We start from the raw sequence: 17,852 nt of genomic DNA on the forward strand, positions 1-17,852 counted from the left end.
CCACTCCTTTTGCTCATCTAGTTATTACTAGTTTACTAGATTAAGGATAAAAATGGGTAAATATTGTTATTTATTCATTCAATTTTCACTTTACTCAAGCTGCACTTTTCCGTAGACCCCGCCACCACCAACAGCAATATTTAATTGCCCCGTGCTAGCTAAATCAATCATCTGTGCGATTTTAAGCGGCACAATTTCCGCAAGCTGCTCGGTCGTTATACAATGTAAAATAGTCATTTCCGTTCCAAATGCATGGATTAATTTTTCCATCATTTTTGGTCCTAAACCAGGTATGAAATCTAGTGGTACTTGATGTATATAGGGCGGTCTTTCCCGTTCAGCACTATCCGCTTCAGATAGTTCCATAATACGTGTTGCCACACCTTTAATAATTTGCGAACTTCCACATGATTTACAAAGTGTTTCTTCATCATTTACCTGCACACCACATTTCGCGCATACCGTTTGATAATATTTGCCGAGCAATGGATTTAAGCCATAGTTCGCTAACACCGCTCGTCCTTCTTGTTCATGGAGCGCCATTTTTAGCTCGTTAAAATTAGCTGCCTTTAATCGGAGCTTTTGATATTCGCGAGCAATTTTCCCTAGTGAATGAGCATCTGAATTCGTCACAAATGTATAGGCTTGAAGTTCTCGTATATTTTTTACCATATGCGTATCGGAGCTTAAACCAAGTTCAATGGCATCAATCAGATGAGGATCAAATACTTCTGTTAAGCTATGGTGAACACCTTTGCCAAATAAGCTTTTAAATGGTGTAAAAACATGGGCTGGGATAAAAAGCCCTCCCATTTCACGAACTTTTTGTTGGAGCGTTCGGCCATCACAATAAATACGTTGTGAACTCAAATGAATGTTTTTCATAAAGCCGCTCATCCAATTTGAAAAGTGTTCCATTACGGCAATCGTAGGAAAGTAAGCTAGTACATGGATTGGTCCTTGACAGTAGCTATCATAAATTTCGATTTCCGAGCCCGGAATGAGCGTTGTTTCTTGGAAGCGAAGTCCTCCTTCTTCTAACTCCGTTAGCTCTCCTTGCGCTATCATCATCTTCACTTCAGCTATGACTTCGGGTGAATGACAATCAATAATGCCGATTATATCAAGCCCCTTTTTGGCACTCGCCATCTCTAAAATTCGTGCTAATGTTAAAGTTTTGCTCCCTGTAATTTTTACTGCACGTCCATTCATTGTTCGACCAATATGAATATGTAAATCCGCATAATAGTTATGAAGCAATGTCTACATCTCCTTACGTTCGATTTCAAAACGAAAAAACCTTACATTGCTGCAAGGCATTTTCCGTCATTAGGATGGGTGGTTTTGCTGGTTGCTATCAGTCTCCAATGAACCTGAACCTTGGTTAGGCATTGTCGATGCATCATAAGCAACTAAAGTAACACCGATTTGTTTTTCGAGCTCATTAATTTTTTCAAGTTGTGTGTGATCTAATTGTGCAAATTTACTCTCTTCCATGTTCATCACGCATCCTTTCAAAAATAACGTTCCCCGAACATCTCACAACTATACAAAAAGTCTGAATTGTTTGTGTGCCTGGCACTCTGATTTTACTTCGTTATTTATGTACCCTAATGGCCGTACTACTACTCAAATTGTTTCAGAATTGTGTGAGTGACTGGCACTTAAATATATTAAATACGGTTTGCCTGTTAGTGGATGTGTTTGAATATCGGCATAAACGCCAAAAACATCTCGCAGTAGCTTAGGTGTTAGCACTTCTTCTGGTGTCCCATAATGTACAATACGACCTTGCTGTAAAACGTAAATGTAATCACAATACATCGCTGCCATATTCAAATCATGTAAAGCTGCCACAACCGTTAAATGCAATGTTTGTATTAAGTCCATTAGTTGTAATTGATGCTGAATGTCTAAATGATTCGTAGGCTCATCTAAAATAAGCACTTGCGCCTGTTGTGCTAATGCACGCGCTACCATCACTCGTTTTTTTTCTCCTCCTGAAAGAGAACTAAAGCTCCGTGTTTCTAAATGGGCAATGCCCGTTTGCGCTAATGCCTCATTTACAATAGTAAGGTCTTCTTTATTATCCATCTCAAAAAGTTTTTTATGTGGTGTTCTCCCCATACTCACCAAATCTCGCACGTTAAAATCAAATAATACAGGTGTTTCCTGACTAACAGCAGCTAACTTTTTGGCAATGACCTTAGACGATTGTTTTAAAATATCTTGCTCATTTAAGAGCACTGTTCCACTTTCAGGCTTTAATAAACGATACATATTTTTTAATAGTGTCGACTTCCCACTACCATTAGGACCAATTAAACCGACCAATTGCTTAGCTTTTATTTGAACACTTACATCTTCTAATATGCGTTGGTCTTGAATGGAGAATGATACATGCTTCGCTTCTAATGTCATCGCTTTTAATCCCCTTCACCAAATGAATAATTGTTACGGCGTAAGAGCCAAATAAAAAACGGCCCGCCACAAAAAGCAGTAATAATTCCGATTGGCATTTCTTCAGGAGCAATTAACACGCGTGCAATCGCATCCGCCCAAACTAAGAAAACCGCACCCAACAATGCACTTATCGGAATAACATATTTATAATTAGACCCCACGAATAAACGCACGATATGTGGAATAATTAAACCGACGAAACCAATTGAACCACTTACTGCAACAAGCACACCTGTTAATAGTGATACAAGCACTATTAGCTGCACTCGAAACTGTTGTAAATTAACACCTAACGTCACCGCCGCCTCTTCCCCAAGTAACAATAAATTTAATTGGCGATAATGCAGCCACAGCAACACAAATACGATGACAAAAATAATGGCGGGAATCAATAAATTACTCCATTTTGCCCCTGCAAGACTGCCGAGCATCCAATACATAACAGCTTTTATACCGCCCTCTTCTTTTGACATCATTAACATAAAATTAGAAGTTGCAGATAATATAAACGATACAGCCATTCCTGCTAACAACAAACGGAAGATAGAAATACGTCCTCCGACCCGCGACAAGAGAAACACCAACACCATTGCCATAAATGACCCGAAAAAGGCAGCTACCGAAAGTGCATAAATACCTAAAAAGGAAAACGCCCCTAAAATAATAACCGCTGTTGCACCAACTGTCGCACCGGAAGAAATCCCTAAAATATACGGGTCCGCAATTGAATTACGGACAAGTGCTTGCACTGCTGCACCAGCAATAGCCAAACCTGCTCCTACAATAGCGGCAAGCAGTACGCGTGGAACACGAATTTGCCAGATAATAATTTCCTGCGACCGACTCCAATCTCCCTCTATCGAATTTGAGAAAATCGAAATTTTGGAGAAAATAACCTTCCATACGTGTAGCGGAGTAATCGATACCGATCCAATCATAACAGCCAGCGTCATTGAAACAATTAATAGTAGAACAAGGGTTATAGCAAATACCATAAACTTTTTATTCATCTGTTTACTAACTCCTAATCAATTAAAATAATGACGAAGCAAGCAATAAAAAAAGGATATTCTACGCACGAATGCATAGAAATACCCTAGGCTAAACAAAGGCAGAAAAAATCCATCAATTGTCCGTAATTGCTTGCATCCTCGTGGGCATTACAGGTATGAACTAATTGGCAGGTCTCCTGGCTTCGATTCAACGTATCTATAATTACCTTCCCATTCGAAAACAGTGGCTCATCATTATAGAACTCCTCGTTACAGTTGCGGGACAGCGTCGGACTTCCACCGACTTCCCTTTTAAGTGGCGCTCGTGAAATAAGCGTCACACCATTAGTATCTGAAATTTTAAAATTATGACGATTCTATCATACATCATTATTGTAGTCCATAGCTTCTAATCTTTCCTCCTTTCAACTTCGCGCCAATAGTTTTTGTAGAATACCTAAAAATCTTAGTCCATAATTTCTGCACATTTCCTTGTTACATTAAAGACAATGAACTAGTAAGGAGGAAATTCACATGGTATTAAAAAGAAATTGGTTGCTAGGTTTAGTTGCTGCATTCGCTTTACTACTATTATCCGCATGCTCTGAGGATGCATCCAAGTCGGAATCTACAAATAGTGACACAACAAATTCTCAAGCAGAAACAGACAAAGGAGAAGAAATGGATCACTCCACGATGAAGCATTCAAGCTCAGGTGAAGTGCCATCCACATTAAAAACTGCAGAAAACCCTAAATTTCCAGTGGGCAGTACGGCTATTATTACGGAAGGACATATGGCAGGGATGGCAGGCGCAGAGGCAACGATTGTTGGGGCATATGATACAACTGCCTATATCATTTCCTATGAACCGACGACTGGTGGAAAGAAAGTAGAAAATCACAAATGGGTAATACATGAGGAATTAGTTAATCCAGGTGAGGCACCTTTAGCACCGGGCACAGAAGTCAAAACAGAGGCTGCTCATATGGAAGGCATGGAAAATGCTACTGTTCGTATTGACGAAGCAGTACAGACAACCGTTTATATGATTGATTTTCCATTAACAACGACTGGTGAAGAAATGAAAAATCATAAATGGGTTACCGAAGACGAACTAGCTTCAAAATAAAAAGAACAACCTCTGAGATTATTCCATCAGAGGTTGTTCTTTTTATTTGTCTATTATTAATTGCAAGCAGCTTTATGCCATTTATAACCGATTCCCCACACTGTCTGTAAGTAATCATCTACCGGAAAGCCACTTTTTCGCAGTTTTTCCCTTAAATTGCGTACATGGGAATCAATCGTTCGATCATCAATTGTTACGTTATATCCCCAAACCGTATTCATTAAATGTTCTCTTGAGAAAACTTTATTTTGATAATCAAGCAATAGTGCTAGCATCGCAAATTCTTTCGGTGTTAAAGCAATCGTCTGTTGTTCAAAAGTCACTTCAATGGAATCTTTATTTAATCGTAGCCCTTCAAAAAAAATGATTGTTTCTTCAGTTTTTGTTCTTCTTAAAACAGCGTGTATACGTGCTAACAACTCTTCTTCATCAAAAGGCTTTAAAATATAATCGTCTGCTCCGATATTTAACCCTTTTATAATATCAGCTTGTTCGCCTTTCGCTGTTAACATAATCACTGGTACATCCCAAAACTTTCTTATTTCCTGACAAGCTTGCCAGCCATCCATATCAGGCATCATAATATCTAACAGCACTAAATCAACCTGATTTTCTTCCAAATAGTCTAATGCCACTTTAGCTGAAGCTATCGCAATGCAATGATAAGAAGGCTCTAAATAAAGAGAGAGCAACTCTAACATTCTTGGTTCATCGTCAATTAATAATAATGTTTTCATTCGTTCCTACCCCTTAAACAATAATTCAAAAGTAGTCCCTTTGTTTTCCTCACTACTAACGGTTACTTCTCCTCCATGGGCATGGACAAGCTCCCTCACAATGGCTAGCCCTAGTCCTGAACCACCATGTGCACGGGCACGAGATTTTTCAACCCGATAAAAGCGGTCAAAAATATAAGGTAAATCCTTTTTCGGTATCCCTTTGCCAGTATCTTTAATAATGATGTTTATTAAGTTATGTTGTCTTTTTACTATTAAGTAAGTTGAATGTCCAGAGGAACAATACGTTAAAGCGTTATTTAGCAGATTCAAAATAATTTGTTCGAGCCTTACAGAATCGGCCATTAATGTTAAGCCCTCTTCACATTGAACAAAAAAGTGAATGTCTTTTTCCTGAAAAGCAGGACATAACTTCGCCTCGATACTTGCCACTAATTCATCTAACAAAAGACATTCTTTGTTAATAACAAATGCGTTTTCATCCATTTTTGCTAAATCAAATAAATCTTTAATTAAGTTTGAAAGCCGATTTGTTTCTTCAATAATGATAGCTAAATATTTTTGGCGATCCTGCTCCGTTAAATCTCGCTTATAAAGTATATCTGTATAACCTTTTATAAAGGTTATGGGTGTTCTTAGCTCATGGGCAATACTTGATAAAAATTCCTTCCTTTCCTCTCTTAAATGATTTAAATCATCCGATAACTGTTGAATGGCATGTGCAAGATCACTCAGTTCATCTTTGCCATTAGTCGAAAGCGCAACAGTGAAATCTCCTTTATTCATTTTCATCGTCGCTTCTTTCATAGCCATTAATGGTTGGGCGAGTTTGCGAGATAACACAATAATGACAGCAATCGTCACCAAACCAGAAACGATGCCGACAATGAGAAAATGTTTGTTTAAGCGCTCCATTAATGCATGAATGGAGTCTGTATTTTGAAACATAAACACATAGCCCATGGTCTTTTGCTGTTTTACAATAGGACTAATTGTTGCAATATATTTTTCATCTTGCCAATTTTTCTCTAATACCTCGCCACCATAAGGCACACTACCCTCAAGCTTCTTTAAATACACGTTTATTTCAGGGTGTGAAGAAGAAGCGGCTAAAACTGTTCCCACTGTATCTGTTATGACAACATCTGTATTTTCTCGGGATTCCATTAATAATATATGTGATAACGTCTCTTCATCGAAATTTTGCTCTAATATCGTTCGATGCGAATTACCAGTTGTCTGCAAGTTTGTTAATTCTTCTTCAACTCGCGAGTTCGTTAACGAAACATGTAAAAAAAACATCATAAATGTTTCTATGCAAAACAATGTAATAAAAAATATTATGCCAAGCTTTAATGAAAGTTTTTTCATTCCTTAACCACCTATATGTCAAAATGATACCGTGTAAGTGTGAAGAAATTATGCAGAAGATAGACACTCCTATAAATATTATAAAATAAATACATCACGCTCATAGATTTTCCGTCAACATGTTGCATCTAAATATGAGTGCCTGGCACCGAAACAATTCTGAATATTCATACATGTATAGAAATAATAAATCTAAATAAACTCCCGGTTAGAAAGTACGGAATGTAAAAGTACAAGATGCAACAAAATCAACTTTTCTAGTTTATGTTATGCCTACAACAACACCGTGCATAAGAATCCGTTATTATATTATAAAACTAAATGAGTTGTCCGGGGTGTCAGGCACTCAAACAATTGGCACTCAAACAATTGATCCTTGGAAAGCATCCCTCCGCAATGGAAATCAACCCCCATTTCAAAAAAAAGCCAATAAGTATGTCGCGCATACTTATTGGCTTTTACTATTAAAGATATTTTTTAACCCAGTCTAAGAAGTTTTCAACTACTGTATCAAGGAATTTCACAGTACCTTCATCTGTTAAATTACCTTCAGCATCGAATTTAGTGTGGACAGCACCGATATATACATCATTACCGTGAAGTAACGGTGAATTAATCCCTGGTGAGAATAAAATATCACGTAAGTGTAATTGTGCTTTTACAGTACCTAAGTTCCCCATTGATGCACCCATCATAAACGATGGTTTGCCAATCATAACTTTGTCTACACGAGATAGCCAGTCAATAGCGTTTACCATAACGCCAGGCACCGTTCCGTTATATTCTGGTGTTAACCAAAGTACCGCATCAGCTGCTTTTACTTTTGCTTTAAAATCTAATACCGTTTGTGGTGCTTCATTTTCGATATCTTGATCGTACATTGGTAAATCACGTAAGCTTATTACTTCTAGTTCAAATTTTTCAGCATAACGTTTTTGGATAAATTTCGCTAATGCCATATTATAAGATTCTTTACGGATACTACCTACAATTGCTACTACTTTCATGTTGTTTCCTCCTAAATGGTTCTTCCATTAATATTTGTTAAGCCTTTTTATTTTATACTGCCCTAATAATAGGTTGCAAATTCCTCAACTGGTTTTCGATACCCACGTAAGCGCTGGCTACTTTCTTTTTCCTTGCCTATGGTCATCATCAACACAATCTCATGGGTTGCTGGCACATTAAATAATGCCCGCATTTGTTGTTGATCAAAGCCAATCATTGGACACGTATCCCAGCCGCGATTTTTGGCAGCTAACATAAAGAGCATTGCTGAAAGTGATGCATTACGAATCGCATCTTCCTTCATAAACGCCTCACCACGCTCTTCGTAAAACTTCGCATTATCATCAATTAAATTTTCAAGCTCACAGTTTGTTATAATACCTAAGTCGACCATACCTTGACTAATATGAGCTGTTTGCTTATAAGCCTCTTTATCGCCAAGTACTAAAATAACACCCGAAGCTGCATGCACTTTATATTGCCCATAGGCAGCCTCGCGAACTTTCTCTTTCAGTTCTTGATCTAACACAACAATGTATTCTGTGTGTTGCAAGTTGAAAGCAGAAGGAGCAAACTTGACATCCTCTAAAATCGGGCGGATATCATCCTCCGTCATGACAACACCATCTATAAAATTATTTGCTGATCGACGTTTATCAATTAACTTTGAAAATTCCATTTCGACGTCCTCCAATTAACCAATAGGCTTTACTAATACTGTCGTTTAATATACACACACCTTACTCATATTCTTTGTCAAATGCAATTGTACTTCTAATTGTATCAATCGGACGAACGAGCCCTTCAATTTGTGCACGTTTAGGCTCTAGGAAAGGAGGTAATGATAGTTTTTCACCTAATGTTTCATACGGCTCATCCCCCATAAATCCAGGTCCATCTGTCGCCCATTCAAATAAAATTTGTGGTGCTACACGCGCATATAGCGATTCAAAGAAGTGACGGTTAACGTAGCCAGATGTATTGAAACCGAAGCCTTCTAAACGTTCTGTCCATTCATTTAAAACGTCACGATCTGCTACACGAAATGCAGCGTGATGCACAGTACCAAAACCTTGACGAGCTGCTGGCAAGATGGTGTTATATTCCACAATAATTTGTGCACCGTTGCCTCCCTCACCAACCTCAAATAAGTGGAAGTCTCCTTCAGCTGCAATTTCTGTGAACAGCATTACTTTTTCTAGCATTTCTTTAAAATAATCGAAATTCGCAACACGTACAAATATTGGACCTAATCCTGTAATCGCATATTCAAGTGGGATAGGACCATTTTGCCACGGTGTACCTGACGCAACACCTTGATTGTTTTCATCTGAAATTAGTTGATATTGCTGATCGTCAAAATCAACAAATGATAAAGTTTGCTTACCAAACTGTTCTTTTATGCCTGTATGCTTGATATTTAAACGATCAAATCGTTTTACCCAGTAAGCTAATGCTGCATTTGTTGGTACTCGGAATGATGTTTTAGAAATTTCGTTAGTGCCATGTACACCTTTTGGTATGTTTGGGAAGTCAAAGAATGTCATATCTGTACCAGCACTGCCTTTGTCATCTGCAAAGAATAGGTGATATGTTTGTATATCGTCCTGATTGACTGTTTTTTTCACTAAACGCATTCCTAGTACATACGTGAAAAATTTATAGTTCTCTTCTGCGCTACTTGTAATAGCTGTTACGTGGTGAATTCCTTTTAAATGATTCATTATTAAAGTTCCTCCTAATTATCTCGAATTCGAGATATATGTTTAAAAAATTTTTTATTTGTGAATGGCATTAAGACCGACCTTTTTTAAAGCTACATTCATTGTTTCCAACTCCTGTTGGTCTAATACTTGAAAAATTTCATTGATCTTTTGTTCATGGAGCGGAAAAATTCTATCCATTAAACGCTGTCCCTCATCGGTTAACAACGCATACGTAACACGTCGATCATTCGGGCAAGCACGGCGACAAACGAAATCTTTTTGTTCCAGCTTATCAATAACATACGTAATACTACTACTTGCAATTAAAATTTTTTTACCAATTACTTGAATAGGCTGCTCGCCATGGTGATACAAAAAATCTAATACACCAAATTCAGTTTGGTTTACATCATATTGAAGCAAATCTTTTTTCGTCGCATCCTGTATCGATTGATAAGCACGGCACATAATTGTAAAAGCTTTTAAATACCGATTTTCTTCCTTCATAAGATGCCTTCTTTCCAATTACCTCGAAATCAAATATCTTTAATTCGAGATAATGATATCACAAATATTCCCTAACAGCAATCGTTTTGTCTAAAATTATTTTTAATAACATGAAAAAGCCCCTCTACATCTTCGTACAAGGGGCTTTCCTTTTATTACTTCAAGCGTTTAAATTCTTTTTCTGTACCATCTGCAAATTCCACTTCTACCTCAATCGATTGGTAGTCATCCGTAATATTAAATACTTTAATGACTTGGTCAATGACTTCATCATTCGATGTTGTGGAATCGAACGTAAGCTGCTTTAATAACGGTTCTATCTTTGTATAAGCTTCGTCACCTTGAATTTTTTCATTGGTACGCTCATCTTTGATTTTTGCTTCAATACCATTTTTCTTATTTTCATATTCAACCTCGTAAGATTCTGTTGCTGTATAATCAACATCTAACGAAAATTCTAGAAAATTAAATGGCACTTGATCGGTTACATTGTCACCGGCCTGTTGATTGGTAGTGTTTTGATTTGTTGGAGCATTTGTCGCTACGTCCTTTTCTTCATTCTTATTACAGCCATAAAGTAAACCAGCTACCAATGTGAATACTAATAAACCTTTAAAAATTCTCATTTATTTCACTCCTTTTCTGTCATTATTGTTCCCATTAAATACTCTAATTAAACGAAAAAAGATATCTCCCAAATACAGGAGATACCTTTTTCTCTACTTCATTTAAATTAGTAGTAGTAATTACGACTCGTATTATTTTCATGAATTGCACGAGCTAAGCGAATCGTTGAAACAGCTAAATCTGCATAACTTACAACTGCCGTTGCATTAAAGTTGTTTTGTTGTGCGTCGATTAAGCCCATTGCACTCACTAATGCTACGTAACCTGCATATGCCGGATCAATTGAACCAGCATCAGCGAAGTTTAACTTGTAAATATCGCTATGCTTTGCGGCATTTTCTAAACGTAATACTCGAATATACCATTCTGCAAGCTCTTGACGAGTTAATTTTGCATCCACCGCAAATTCATCTGCTGGTTGTAATACGCCCATTCTTACTGCTTGTTCAACCAATCCATATAACGGATGTTTAGGATCGATGTTATTGAAGGATTGATATGCTTCTTCTTCATTTCCATATGAATCATAATAGCCATATGTTAAAGACTTAAGCATAATTTTCAATGCCTCACCTTTAGTTACAGCTGTATCAGCATTAAAGTTTGCTGGATCTTTTACTTCCAACACATTTTGTGCTAACAAGTAATTTAATTCATCTGCAGCAGTTGGATGGGAAATTTGCGCTTTATTATTTTTATCGTCAACACTATTTACCCATTTACCAGTTGTGGCATCAATTTGATTGAATATGCTACCCTCATATGATGGTGTATACACTAAATCATAGTGGTAACTATCTTCTTTATCTTGCTTAACATACTGTAGTTTTAACTTTAATGCTTCACTAAATGTTTTCTTCACTTGATCAGCTGCTACTGCTTTACTTACAGAAGGCCAGTTATCAATTTTTTGTTGATTAATTGATAATGAACGTAATGAACCATCTGTACCGATGCTCACATAAATTTCGTCGCCCATGACTGCAATTCCATTTACAACACGTGGGAACGAGAAGCTATATTGCTTACTATAACTATCATACCCATAGTCGTCTAAAGGTTTAGCATAGTTATGAATATAAGAAGGAGCCCATTCTTTTAAGTAGTCAATCGCTTTTGTCAACGCGGCATCCTTAGTAATTGTTTCTGCTTTCTTATCTGTTATCATGAAATCTCTACGTACATCATAGTATTGCGTAATTTCACCAGTCGCCTTATTAATTTCAAATGACGCACCAGTTCCACCACTCTCATAATTATACATATAGTGTACAGAGTAGAATGTTTCACCGTCTTCAGTTTCTCTTTCATCAATCATATCAATTTGGAGTGTTGCTTTGTCAGGGTCCACTTTTAAGAAGGAATTTGCAAATTCCTCTACTTCTTCAAGTGTCATGCCAGCTTTTCTCGGAGCAAGCTGTTCTGATGAAAGCTTTTCAATTCCTTTTACTTTCGGTGTTTGTTCAACAAAGCCATTAGCTGTTTGCCACTGACCTGTTAATGCATGTACACCATAAAAGCTTGATGTTGGGACATACACTAGCTTGGCATCACGTTTTTCAGTTTGGAAGTTATAGTCTAAATAATAACGTAGTTCTACTGCAAAGTTCTCACGAATTTGTGCAAGAACATCTGCCTCACTCTTTTTTTGTTCTAAACTATCAAATGTTGCCTTTTTAGATACATCTGAATTGCGATATACTTGTACAATTTCGCCATTTGCAAGCACACCAATAGTAATATAATGATTACTAAGCACTACACCGTTTTGTGTCGGTGCATATGTGAATGAATAAGTTATTGGCTCTGATAATGGTCGAGTAAAATTAAAGCCATAATCATAATCATTTTCATTATCTTGCAATTTATAGCTTGCTGTATTCGGGAATTTATTCAAAAAATCTTGGGCAATTTTTTGTGCATCCTCTTTTGAATATTTAGCAGGATATAAAGCGTCTGCAACATTAGCAGGCTGGTAGTAGAAATTTTCTAGCTCTAAATCGTCGCCCTTAAGAGTAAGGCTACCATAAATATCTTTACCATTTATTGTTTTGTGGAAGCTCAATTCATGACGAATTGTTTTATCATCGTTATAGTAATGACCACGCCCAGTATAGAAATCATTATCTGTTAAAAAATTAAACTTTTCTGGGAAAAGCTCACGCAATTTTTTAATTAGTGTACTTTTTGTTACCTTTGTTTCCGTAGAGGCTACTTGAATCTCTATTCTTTCAGGAGAATCCTTTACATTAGCAGAAGCCTGTGCCATTGGAGCAAGTACCCCAACAGAAAATGCAGTAGACGTTAGGATAATTCCTAACTTTTTAAATTTACCCAAAATATCCCTCCTAAATTACAATTTACCATAATTATATAATATATTTCCAAAATAGGGAATAGTATTTACAGATTATTTCCAATAGGGAGAAAATAGATTGGGGTACATCATTATCCCTATCAACATCATTTCTTCACCACATCAAAATTCGAACCTATTAGTAACCAATTTTGCGGGAACGGTAGCCCCAGCTTCCAATAGCCGATGCCTCTAAGCTTGTACTGCTTAATTAAATTAAATTTCGCTTGAATTGATCGCGCATCTTCAAACCACACAACATGTGCTCTTCCCTGCTCATCGTAATACTCAAAGAAGGGAGTTTGCGCATTCCAATCATATTGAATCGCTGCATTGTATTTTTTCGCAATTTCAATTGCCCTTTGTGGACTTACCGCTTCAGCATATGGACCACCTTGTACAAACGGTAGTGTCCAATCGTAGCCATATAAGTTTTGTCCAAGCAATATTTTACTTGCTGGTATTTCTGAAACGGCGTATTTCACAACAACCTCCACTTCCCTAATGGGCGAAACTGCCATAGGAGGACCAGCGGAATAGCCCCATTCATACGTCATGAGCAAGACGAAATCCACAATTTCCCCATGTGCTTTGTAATCATGTGCCTCAATCCACGCACCTCTCTGATTGGCGCTTGTTTTTGGGGCAAGGGCTGTAGATACCGTGTAACCTTCTGCATGAAACCGCTCCACTGCTCTTCTTAAAAAATTGTTATACGCCTCGCGCTGATCGCCAGGTAAATTCTCAAAATCAAAATGGATGTCTTTAATACTGCCAACACGTTTTGCTTCTTTTAGAATATTGTCAAAAAGCAAATCCTGAACAGCCGTGCTTTGGAAAATATCTCGTGCTAAGTCTCCACTAAATTGATAGTTTTCCAAGTTGGACACAACCATTGCAATAGATGCGCCTGAGTCTGTGGCAATTACAGATACACCATTACTTGGTGGCTGCTTCAGTGTGCCATCTCTCCTTGCCTCATAACTAAATAAAGCAAGATAAGTTAAATAAGGTGAAGCTTCTCGCGCCTGACTTAATAATGCTTCACTGACAGCTGTCCCTCTAGGCTCCAAATAAGCCAACGTTTCCGCTTTCGTTTTTGGTGCTGGTGGAATATAAAGACGCAAGCCAATGGATAATGTCTGATTTGGATGAATGCCATTGACTTGTGCAAGTGTTAAATAATTTATTCCAAAGCGGTGGCCTATTGACCATAAACTATCCCCAGGCTGTACATAATAAAAGCTTCCGACGATTGGAATGACCAGTGCTTGGCCCACGACTAATCGATTGGGCTCGGGAATTTGATTGGCATCTACTATACTTTGAACAGTTGTGCCATAGGCATTAGCAATGCCATATAATGACTCCCCTGCTCGTACAACATGTATTTGAATGCGATTTGCCTCCTTTTTACGTAATGAAACCATAGCCATAAAGCTTATGATATAAAACAAGAAAACATGTCATCTTGAAGCAATCACACTCTAAGCGAAAATTAGGTTATAAGTACAAAAACAAGAAAGTCCGGCACTTTAAGTTGATTTCCGTTACGGGTTGCTCGCTTTCCGCGGGCGTGGCTTAAGCCTCCTCCTCCGCTACGCTACGTGCGGGGTCTTAAGTCTCACGCTTGTCCCGCAGGAGTCGAGCAACCCTTCACTACAATCACAAAGTTTTGTATCTGCTAATATATGAGTGCCAGTCACTCACACAATTCTACTTTTGATTTCTGCAAACATATTTAGTTGATTGGAATGTAGGACGGCCGACTATGTGGGAAAGCACACTACGTAAGACGAGGGCATTCCAGCGCATAGCGAGGGTTGCGGCTTACTGTGCTAAGCGAAAAGCGAAGTGGATTTTTCCATCTTAGGAGCTACCCTTTTGCCATATGGCTATGCCGAGTGCCAGTCACAAACAATTTCTATACTTTGCTTTAACTAACTAAGGAAAAATCCACGTAGACTCCTGCTCAGAACGCACACTGCGTAAGACGCAACAAGCCGCGCGTTAGCGAGGGTTGCGGCTTACGTGTGTCCCCGCGGAAAGCGTAGTGGATTTTTCCGATTTTGGAGCTACTACTCTTATGCCATAAGGCTATACGGTGTGCCAGTCACTCATACAATTTCTATGCTCTGCATTCTAAACTTACTAAGGAAAAATCCACGTAGACTCCTGCTCAGAACGCACACAGCGTAAGACGCAACAAGCCGCGCGTTAGCGAGGGTTGCGGCTTACGTGTGGGTCCGCGGAAAGCGTAGTGGATTTTTCCGTTTTAGAAGCTACTACTCTTATGCCATGAGGCTATGCGGTGCCAGTCACTCATACAATTTCTATGCTCTGCATTCTAAACTTACAAAGGAAAAATCCACGTAGACTCCTGCTCAGAACGCACACTGTGTAAGACGAGGGCATTCCAGCGCGTAGCGAGGGTTGCGGCTTACGTGTGTCCCCGCGAAAAGCGAAGTGGATTTTTCCATCTTAGGAGCTATCTTTTGCCATATGGCTATGCCGAGTGCCAGTCACCCAAACAATTTCTATACTTTGCATTAAACTAACTAAGGAAAAATCCACGTAGACTCCTGCTCAGAACGCACACTGCGTAAGACGCAACAAGCCGCGCGTTAGCGAGGGTTGCGGCTTACATGTGTGCCCGCGGAAAGCGAAGTGGATTTTTCCATTTTAGGAGCTACTCTTTTGCCATAAGGCTATACGGTGTGCCAGTCACTCGTACACTTCTCCATCCATTGAAAAAACCTCTCATCTTAAATGAGAGGCTTTGTCCGTTATTTCTCGACATTGGACGTAATCATATCAAATAATAATGGCACATTTGTACCTCGTTGCAATGAGTTACAGTCCTTCGTTAAATACGCCCAGCTTTCTTTCATTTTTTCCCTATAGGATAGAGCAGTGTCAACAGGCAGAAATTCCATAAGATACTCTTTAATAGAGCCCGATAAATTATCCATAAATTCATCTGCTTTCTGCACTTTTTCCACAGCAACCTCATTACGTTCATTCCATAGCACATGCTCTAAATTCGTCGCAAAATAAAAGAGCTGATAAGGTACGCTTAAACGATTAATACTAAAATGGTCATGTGCAAGCAAGATTTTCACATTATTTGCCTTCATTTCGTTGCGCTGTTCAATCTGCTCCTTACGCTTCTCTGTTTTTACCAAAATAGCGTCCTCTGTGTAATACAAATTTTGCTCCATATCTGCCTTAATTTTGACAAACTCCGGTGCGATAAAACAACCATCGGCATCTGTAATATGAATAACAGCCGATAAATCTTTTGCTAAAAACTTATACTTTTCTAAATAATTATGCACTACTCGACTGACACTATTTTTTATATTGGGAATTCGCTTTTTCGCATCCCATTTCGTCAAAATATCTTCTCGTTGCACATCAAAGCGGATCGTCGAATTGGCAAAATGCTCATCTAAAAAATCTTCTAAAATAATTTGCTCCGTATGTCCTTCGACAATAACTAAAAGCACCTTTTTAGTCATGTTGCACACCAGCTTTTCTAAAAGCACGTTTAATTTTGAACGTTTTCGTTTCTTTATACACTTCCTCATCCTGTCCACCAAGTTGAATAGCGCGTAAATAAACATCTCGTGCATTATTAACCTCTTTAATACCCTTAAGCTGCATATATCGATCATTCTCATTTGTTGTTGTAAACCATAAGTTTTTAATAGCAAGCACCTCTAACACACGTAAATTGTGGGACGTAAAAATAAGCTGTCCTTTTCCGCCCTCATCAATCACTGTTAACAACTCGCCTAACAAATATTCAAAAACACCAGAATCTAATTCATCGATCACGACACAAGCAGTCGGATTATTATAGACAGCTATCAGCACACTAAGCACCGAAATGATTTTCAAAATCCCTTCTGATTCAGTTCGTAACGGTAATTCCCGCTCACCACGTTTCGATAAAAACTCAAAACGTATGCCTTTTTCACCATTATCCAATAATTGCTCTGTAATTACGTGAATTTTAATAGTTAGCCCTGGAATAATCGTCGACAATACTTGATTGCTTTGCTCAATGACTTCACATAATACATGGAATGCTTTTTCTGGTAGTAAAGCCGGTCCTTTCAAATCATACGGAATGGAGCCACGAGATTTTTCTAAATGGATACTAAAAGGCATGATGCGCTCTTCAAATAAAGGCGCAATATTTTGATTGTTGATAACATGTAAGTCCCGATTAAAATCGATAGCTAAATTATGCAACAGCTCCATTTCTTCTTGTGATAACTTCTCCTGTAGCAATGGCTTTAAATCTTTGTGGAAAATAAATGACATATATTGCTTTCGCGCCAATTGTTGAATAACGAGTGTTTTAATACGCATTTTTTCATTCATATCTCGCAATGTACTTTTACGAATTTGAACGCCCTCATCTGTGACGCTTACTAAAACTTTTGAACGTTTACCTTTTTCATCTTCTCTATATGTCAATCGTTCTGCAATAATGTACAGTCGTTTGTCATCTTCTTGCAATGTGACAGCGTAATGGACAAAAAAAGTACCGAATTGATTGTCCACTAAAAATTCAAAATTAATACTAGCCGTTTTTTCTCCTGCCATAATTAAGCGCTTGTCTTGCGATGGTAATTTAACTTCAGCAATCCACCCAGAAATAATTGTTTTCAACAAACTAAATGCATCAACGATTGTCGTTTTTCCAGAACCGTTTTGCCCATAAATGCCCACCACATTAGCTGTATTAAGGGAAGCAAAGTCCACCGCTAATGTCAGTTCACCATTACGAACATTCCTTAAATTTTGTACTTTTATTTTTTTCATTTTGATAATAGCCATCGAAACATCCTTTAAGTCTTTTCTTTCTATTATAATTAAAATTGATATATTTTATAACAATTTTAATTATAGCGTCTCATTCTTATTTTCCAATTGAGCCATT

16 protein-coding genes and 1 riboswitch are annotated in these 17,852 nt (G+C 37.9%); of the genes, 1 reads left to right on the top strand and 15 read right to left on the bottom strand.

Translation table 11 applies throughout. From position 1 onward, the window contains the following. Positions 1–90: 90 nt before the first annotated feature. From ACKVEV_RS14430 to ACKVEV_RS14445, 4 genes are all read right to left on the bottom strand, one after another. Positions 91–1,212 (bottom strand): endonuclease Q family protein, encoded by a 1,122-nt coding sequence (locus ACKVEV_RS14430; RefSeq protein WP_409370562.1) that lies wholly within the window; start codon positions 1,210–1,212, stop codon positions 91–93. Between the two features lie 117 nt (positions 1,213–1,329). Then, the gene (locus ACKVEV_RS14435; protein WP_409367058.1) at positions 1,330–1,497 is read right to left on the bottom strand and encodes a hypothetical protein; all 168 of its coding nucleotides are present in this window, start codon (positions 1,495–1,497) and stop codon (positions 1,330–1,332) included. A 132-nt stretch (positions 1,498–1,629) separates the two neighbouring features. Continuing rightward, positions 1,630–2,421 carry an ABC transporter ATP-binding protein gene (locus tag ACKVEV_RS14440; RefSeq protein ID WP_409367059.1) on the bottom strand — a complete coding sequence of 264 codons (792 nt, stop codon included), beginning with the start codon at positions 2,419–2,421 and terminating at the stop codon, positions 1,630–1,632. 5 nt (positions 2,422–2,426) lie between these two features. Then, entirely contained in the window at positions 2,427–3,473 is a 1,047-nt protein-coding gene (locus ACKVEV_RS14445; RefSeq protein WP_409367060.1) for a FecCD family ABC transporter permease, read from the bottom strand. A gap of 151 nt (positions 3,474–3,624) precedes the next feature. Beyond that, positions 3,625–3,817: riboswitch (cobalamin riboswitch) on the bottom strand. A gap of 172 nt (positions 3,818–3,989) precedes the next feature. On the opposite strand from ACKVEV_RS14445, the gene ACKVEV_RS14450 reads away from it, so the two are divergent. Continuing rightward, positions 3,990–4,586: a YdhK family protein gene (locus ACKVEV_RS14450; RefSeq protein ID WP_409367061.1), complete on the top strand. Its 597-nt coding sequence runs from the start codon at positions 3,990–3,992 to the stop codon at positions 4,584–4,586. Positions 4,587–4,642: 56 nt separating this feature from the next. Here the strand turns inward: ACKVEV_RS14450 and ACKVEV_RS14455 are convergent, their stop codons facing one another. From ACKVEV_RS14455 to ACKVEV_RS14505, 11 genes are all read right to left on the bottom strand, one after another. After that, positions 4,643–5,323 carry a response regulator transcription factor gene (locus ACKVEV_RS14455; protein WP_409367062.1) on the bottom strand — a complete coding sequence of 227 codons (681 nt, stop codon included), beginning with the start codon at positions 5,321–5,323 and terminating at the stop codon, positions 4,643–4,645. 6 nt (positions 5,324–5,329) lie between these two features. Beyond that, positions 5,330–6,694 carry an ATP-binding protein gene (locus tag ACKVEV_RS14460; RefSeq protein ID WP_409367063.1) on the bottom strand — a complete coding sequence of 455 codons (1,365 nt, stop codon included), beginning with the start codon at positions 6,692–6,694 and terminating at the stop codon, positions 5,330–5,332. Between the two features lie 464 nt (positions 6,695–7,158). After that, positions 7,159–7,701: an NADPH-dependent FMN reductase gene (locus ACKVEV_RS14465; RefSeq protein WP_409367064.1), complete on the bottom strand. Its 543-nt coding sequence runs from the start codon at positions 7,699–7,701 to the stop codon at positions 7,159–7,161. Between the two features lie 62 nt (positions 7,702–7,763). Then, positions 7,764–8,381, bottom strand: coding sequence for a nitroreductase family protein (locus ACKVEV_RS14470; protein WP_409367065.1), 618 nt, complete (start codon positions 8,379–8,381; stop codon positions 7,764–7,766). A gap of 61 nt (positions 8,382–8,442) precedes the next feature. Then, positions 8,443–9,426, bottom strand: coding sequence for a ring-cleaving dioxygenase (locus ACKVEV_RS14475; protein ID WP_409367066.1), 984 nt, complete (start codon positions 9,424–9,426; stop codon positions 8,443–8,445). Positions 9,427–9,480: 54 nt separating this feature from the next. Next, positions 9,481–9,915 carry a MarR family winged helix-turn-helix transcriptional regulator gene (locus tag ACKVEV_RS14480; RefSeq protein WP_409367067.1) on the bottom strand — a complete coding sequence of 145 codons (435 nt, stop codon included), beginning with the start codon at positions 9,913–9,915 and terminating at the stop codon, positions 9,481–9,483. A gap of 155 nt (positions 9,916–10,070) precedes the next feature. After that, on the bottom strand, positions 10,071–10,541 hold the full coding sequence (locus ACKVEV_RS14485) for a YusW family protein (RefSeq protein WP_409367068.1): 471 nt from the start codon (positions 10,539–10,541) through the stop codon (positions 10,071–10,073). A gap of 107 nt (positions 10,542–10,648) precedes the next feature. Further along, on the bottom strand, positions 10,649–12,880 hold the full coding sequence (locus tag ACKVEV_RS14490; protein WP_409367069.1) for an S-layer homology domain-containing protein: 2,232 nt from the start codon (positions 12,878–12,880) through the stop codon (positions 10,649–10,651). 125 nt (positions 12,881–13,005) lie between these two features. Further along, positions 13,006–14,178: a glycosyl hydrolase family 18 protein gene (locus tag ACKVEV_RS14495; protein WP_409370563.1), complete on the bottom strand. Its 1,173-nt coding sequence runs from the start codon at positions 14,176–14,178 to the stop codon at positions 13,006–13,008. 1,506 nt (positions 14,179–15,684) lie between these two features. Next, positions 15,685–16,419 (bottom strand): hypothetical protein, encoded by a 735-nt coding sequence (locus tag ACKVEV_RS14500; RefSeq protein ID WP_409367070.1) that lies wholly within the window; start codon positions 16,417–16,419, stop codon positions 15,685–15,687. After that, a complete protein-coding gene (locus tag ACKVEV_RS14505) occupies positions 16,412–17,749 on the bottom strand; it encodes an AAA family ATPase (RefSeq protein ID WP_409367071.1) in 1,338 nt (445 codons plus the stop codon). Before ACKVEV_RS14505 ends, ACKVEV_RS14500 begins: the two co-directional genes overlap by 8 nt. Positions 17,750–17,852 lie beyond the last annotated feature (103 nt).

Origin of the sequence: Lysinibacillus sp. 38-6, assembly GCF_046245175.1 — a bacterium.
In the GTDB taxonomy this organism is placed as follows: Bacteria; Bacillota; Bacilli; order Bacillales_A; family Planococcaceae; genus Lysinibacillus.

Coding starts and splice junctions, on each gene's coding strand:
- ACKVEV_RS14430 (WP_409370562.1), bottom strand. CDS start 1,212: ATGAATGGACGTGCAGTAAAAATTACAGGGAGCAAAACTTTAACATTA.
- ACKVEV_RS14460 (WP_409367063.1), bottom strand. CDS start 6,694: ATGAAAAAACTTTCATTAAAGCTTGGCATAATATTTTTTATTACATTG.
- ACKVEV_RS14500 (WP_409367070.1), bottom strand. CDS start 16,419: ATGACTAAAAAGGTGCTTTTAGTTATTGTCGAAGGACATACGGAGCAA.
- ACKVEV_RS14455 (WP_409367062.1), bottom strand. CDS start 5,323: ATGAAAACATTATTATTAATTGACGATGAACCAAGAATGTTAGAGTTG.
- ACKVEV_RS14465 (WP_409367064.1), bottom strand. CDS start 7,701: ATGAAAGTAGTAGCAATTGTAGGTAGTATCCGTAAAGAATCTTATAAT.
- ACKVEV_RS14475 (WP_409367066.1), bottom strand. CDS start 9,426: ATGAATCATTTAAAAGGAATTCACCACGTAACAGCTATTACAAGTAGC.
- ACKVEV_RS14485 (WP_409367068.1), bottom strand. CDS start 10,541: ATGAGAATTTTTAAAGGTTTATTAGTATTCACATTGGTAGCTGGTTTA.
- ACKVEV_RS14435 (WP_409367058.1), bottom strand. CDS start 1,497: ATGGAAGAGAGTAAATTTGCACAATTAGATCACACACAACTTGAAAAA.
- ACKVEV_RS14470 (WP_409367065.1), bottom strand. CDS start 8,381: ATGGAATTTTCAAAGTTAATTGATAAACGTCGATCAGCAAATAATTTT.
- ACKVEV_RS14440 (WP_409367059.1), bottom strand. CDS start 2,421: ATGACATTAGAAGCGAAGCATGTATCATTCTCCATTCAAGACCAACGC.
- ACKVEV_RS14480 (WP_409367067.1), bottom strand. CDS start 9,915: ATGAAGGAAGAAAATCGGTATTTAAAAGCTTTTACAATTATGTGCCGT.
- ACKVEV_RS14505 (WP_409367071.1), bottom strand. CDS start 17,749: ATGGCTATTATCAAAATGAAAAAAATAAAAGTACAAAATTTAAGGAAT.
- ACKVEV_RS14450 (WP_409367061.1), top strand. CDS start 3,990: ATGGTATTAAAAAGAAATTGGTTGCTAGGTTTAGTTGCTGCATTCGCT.
- ACKVEV_RS14445 (WP_409367060.1), bottom strand. CDS start 3,473: ATGAATAAAAAGTTTATGGTATTTGCTATAACCCTTGTTCTACTATTA.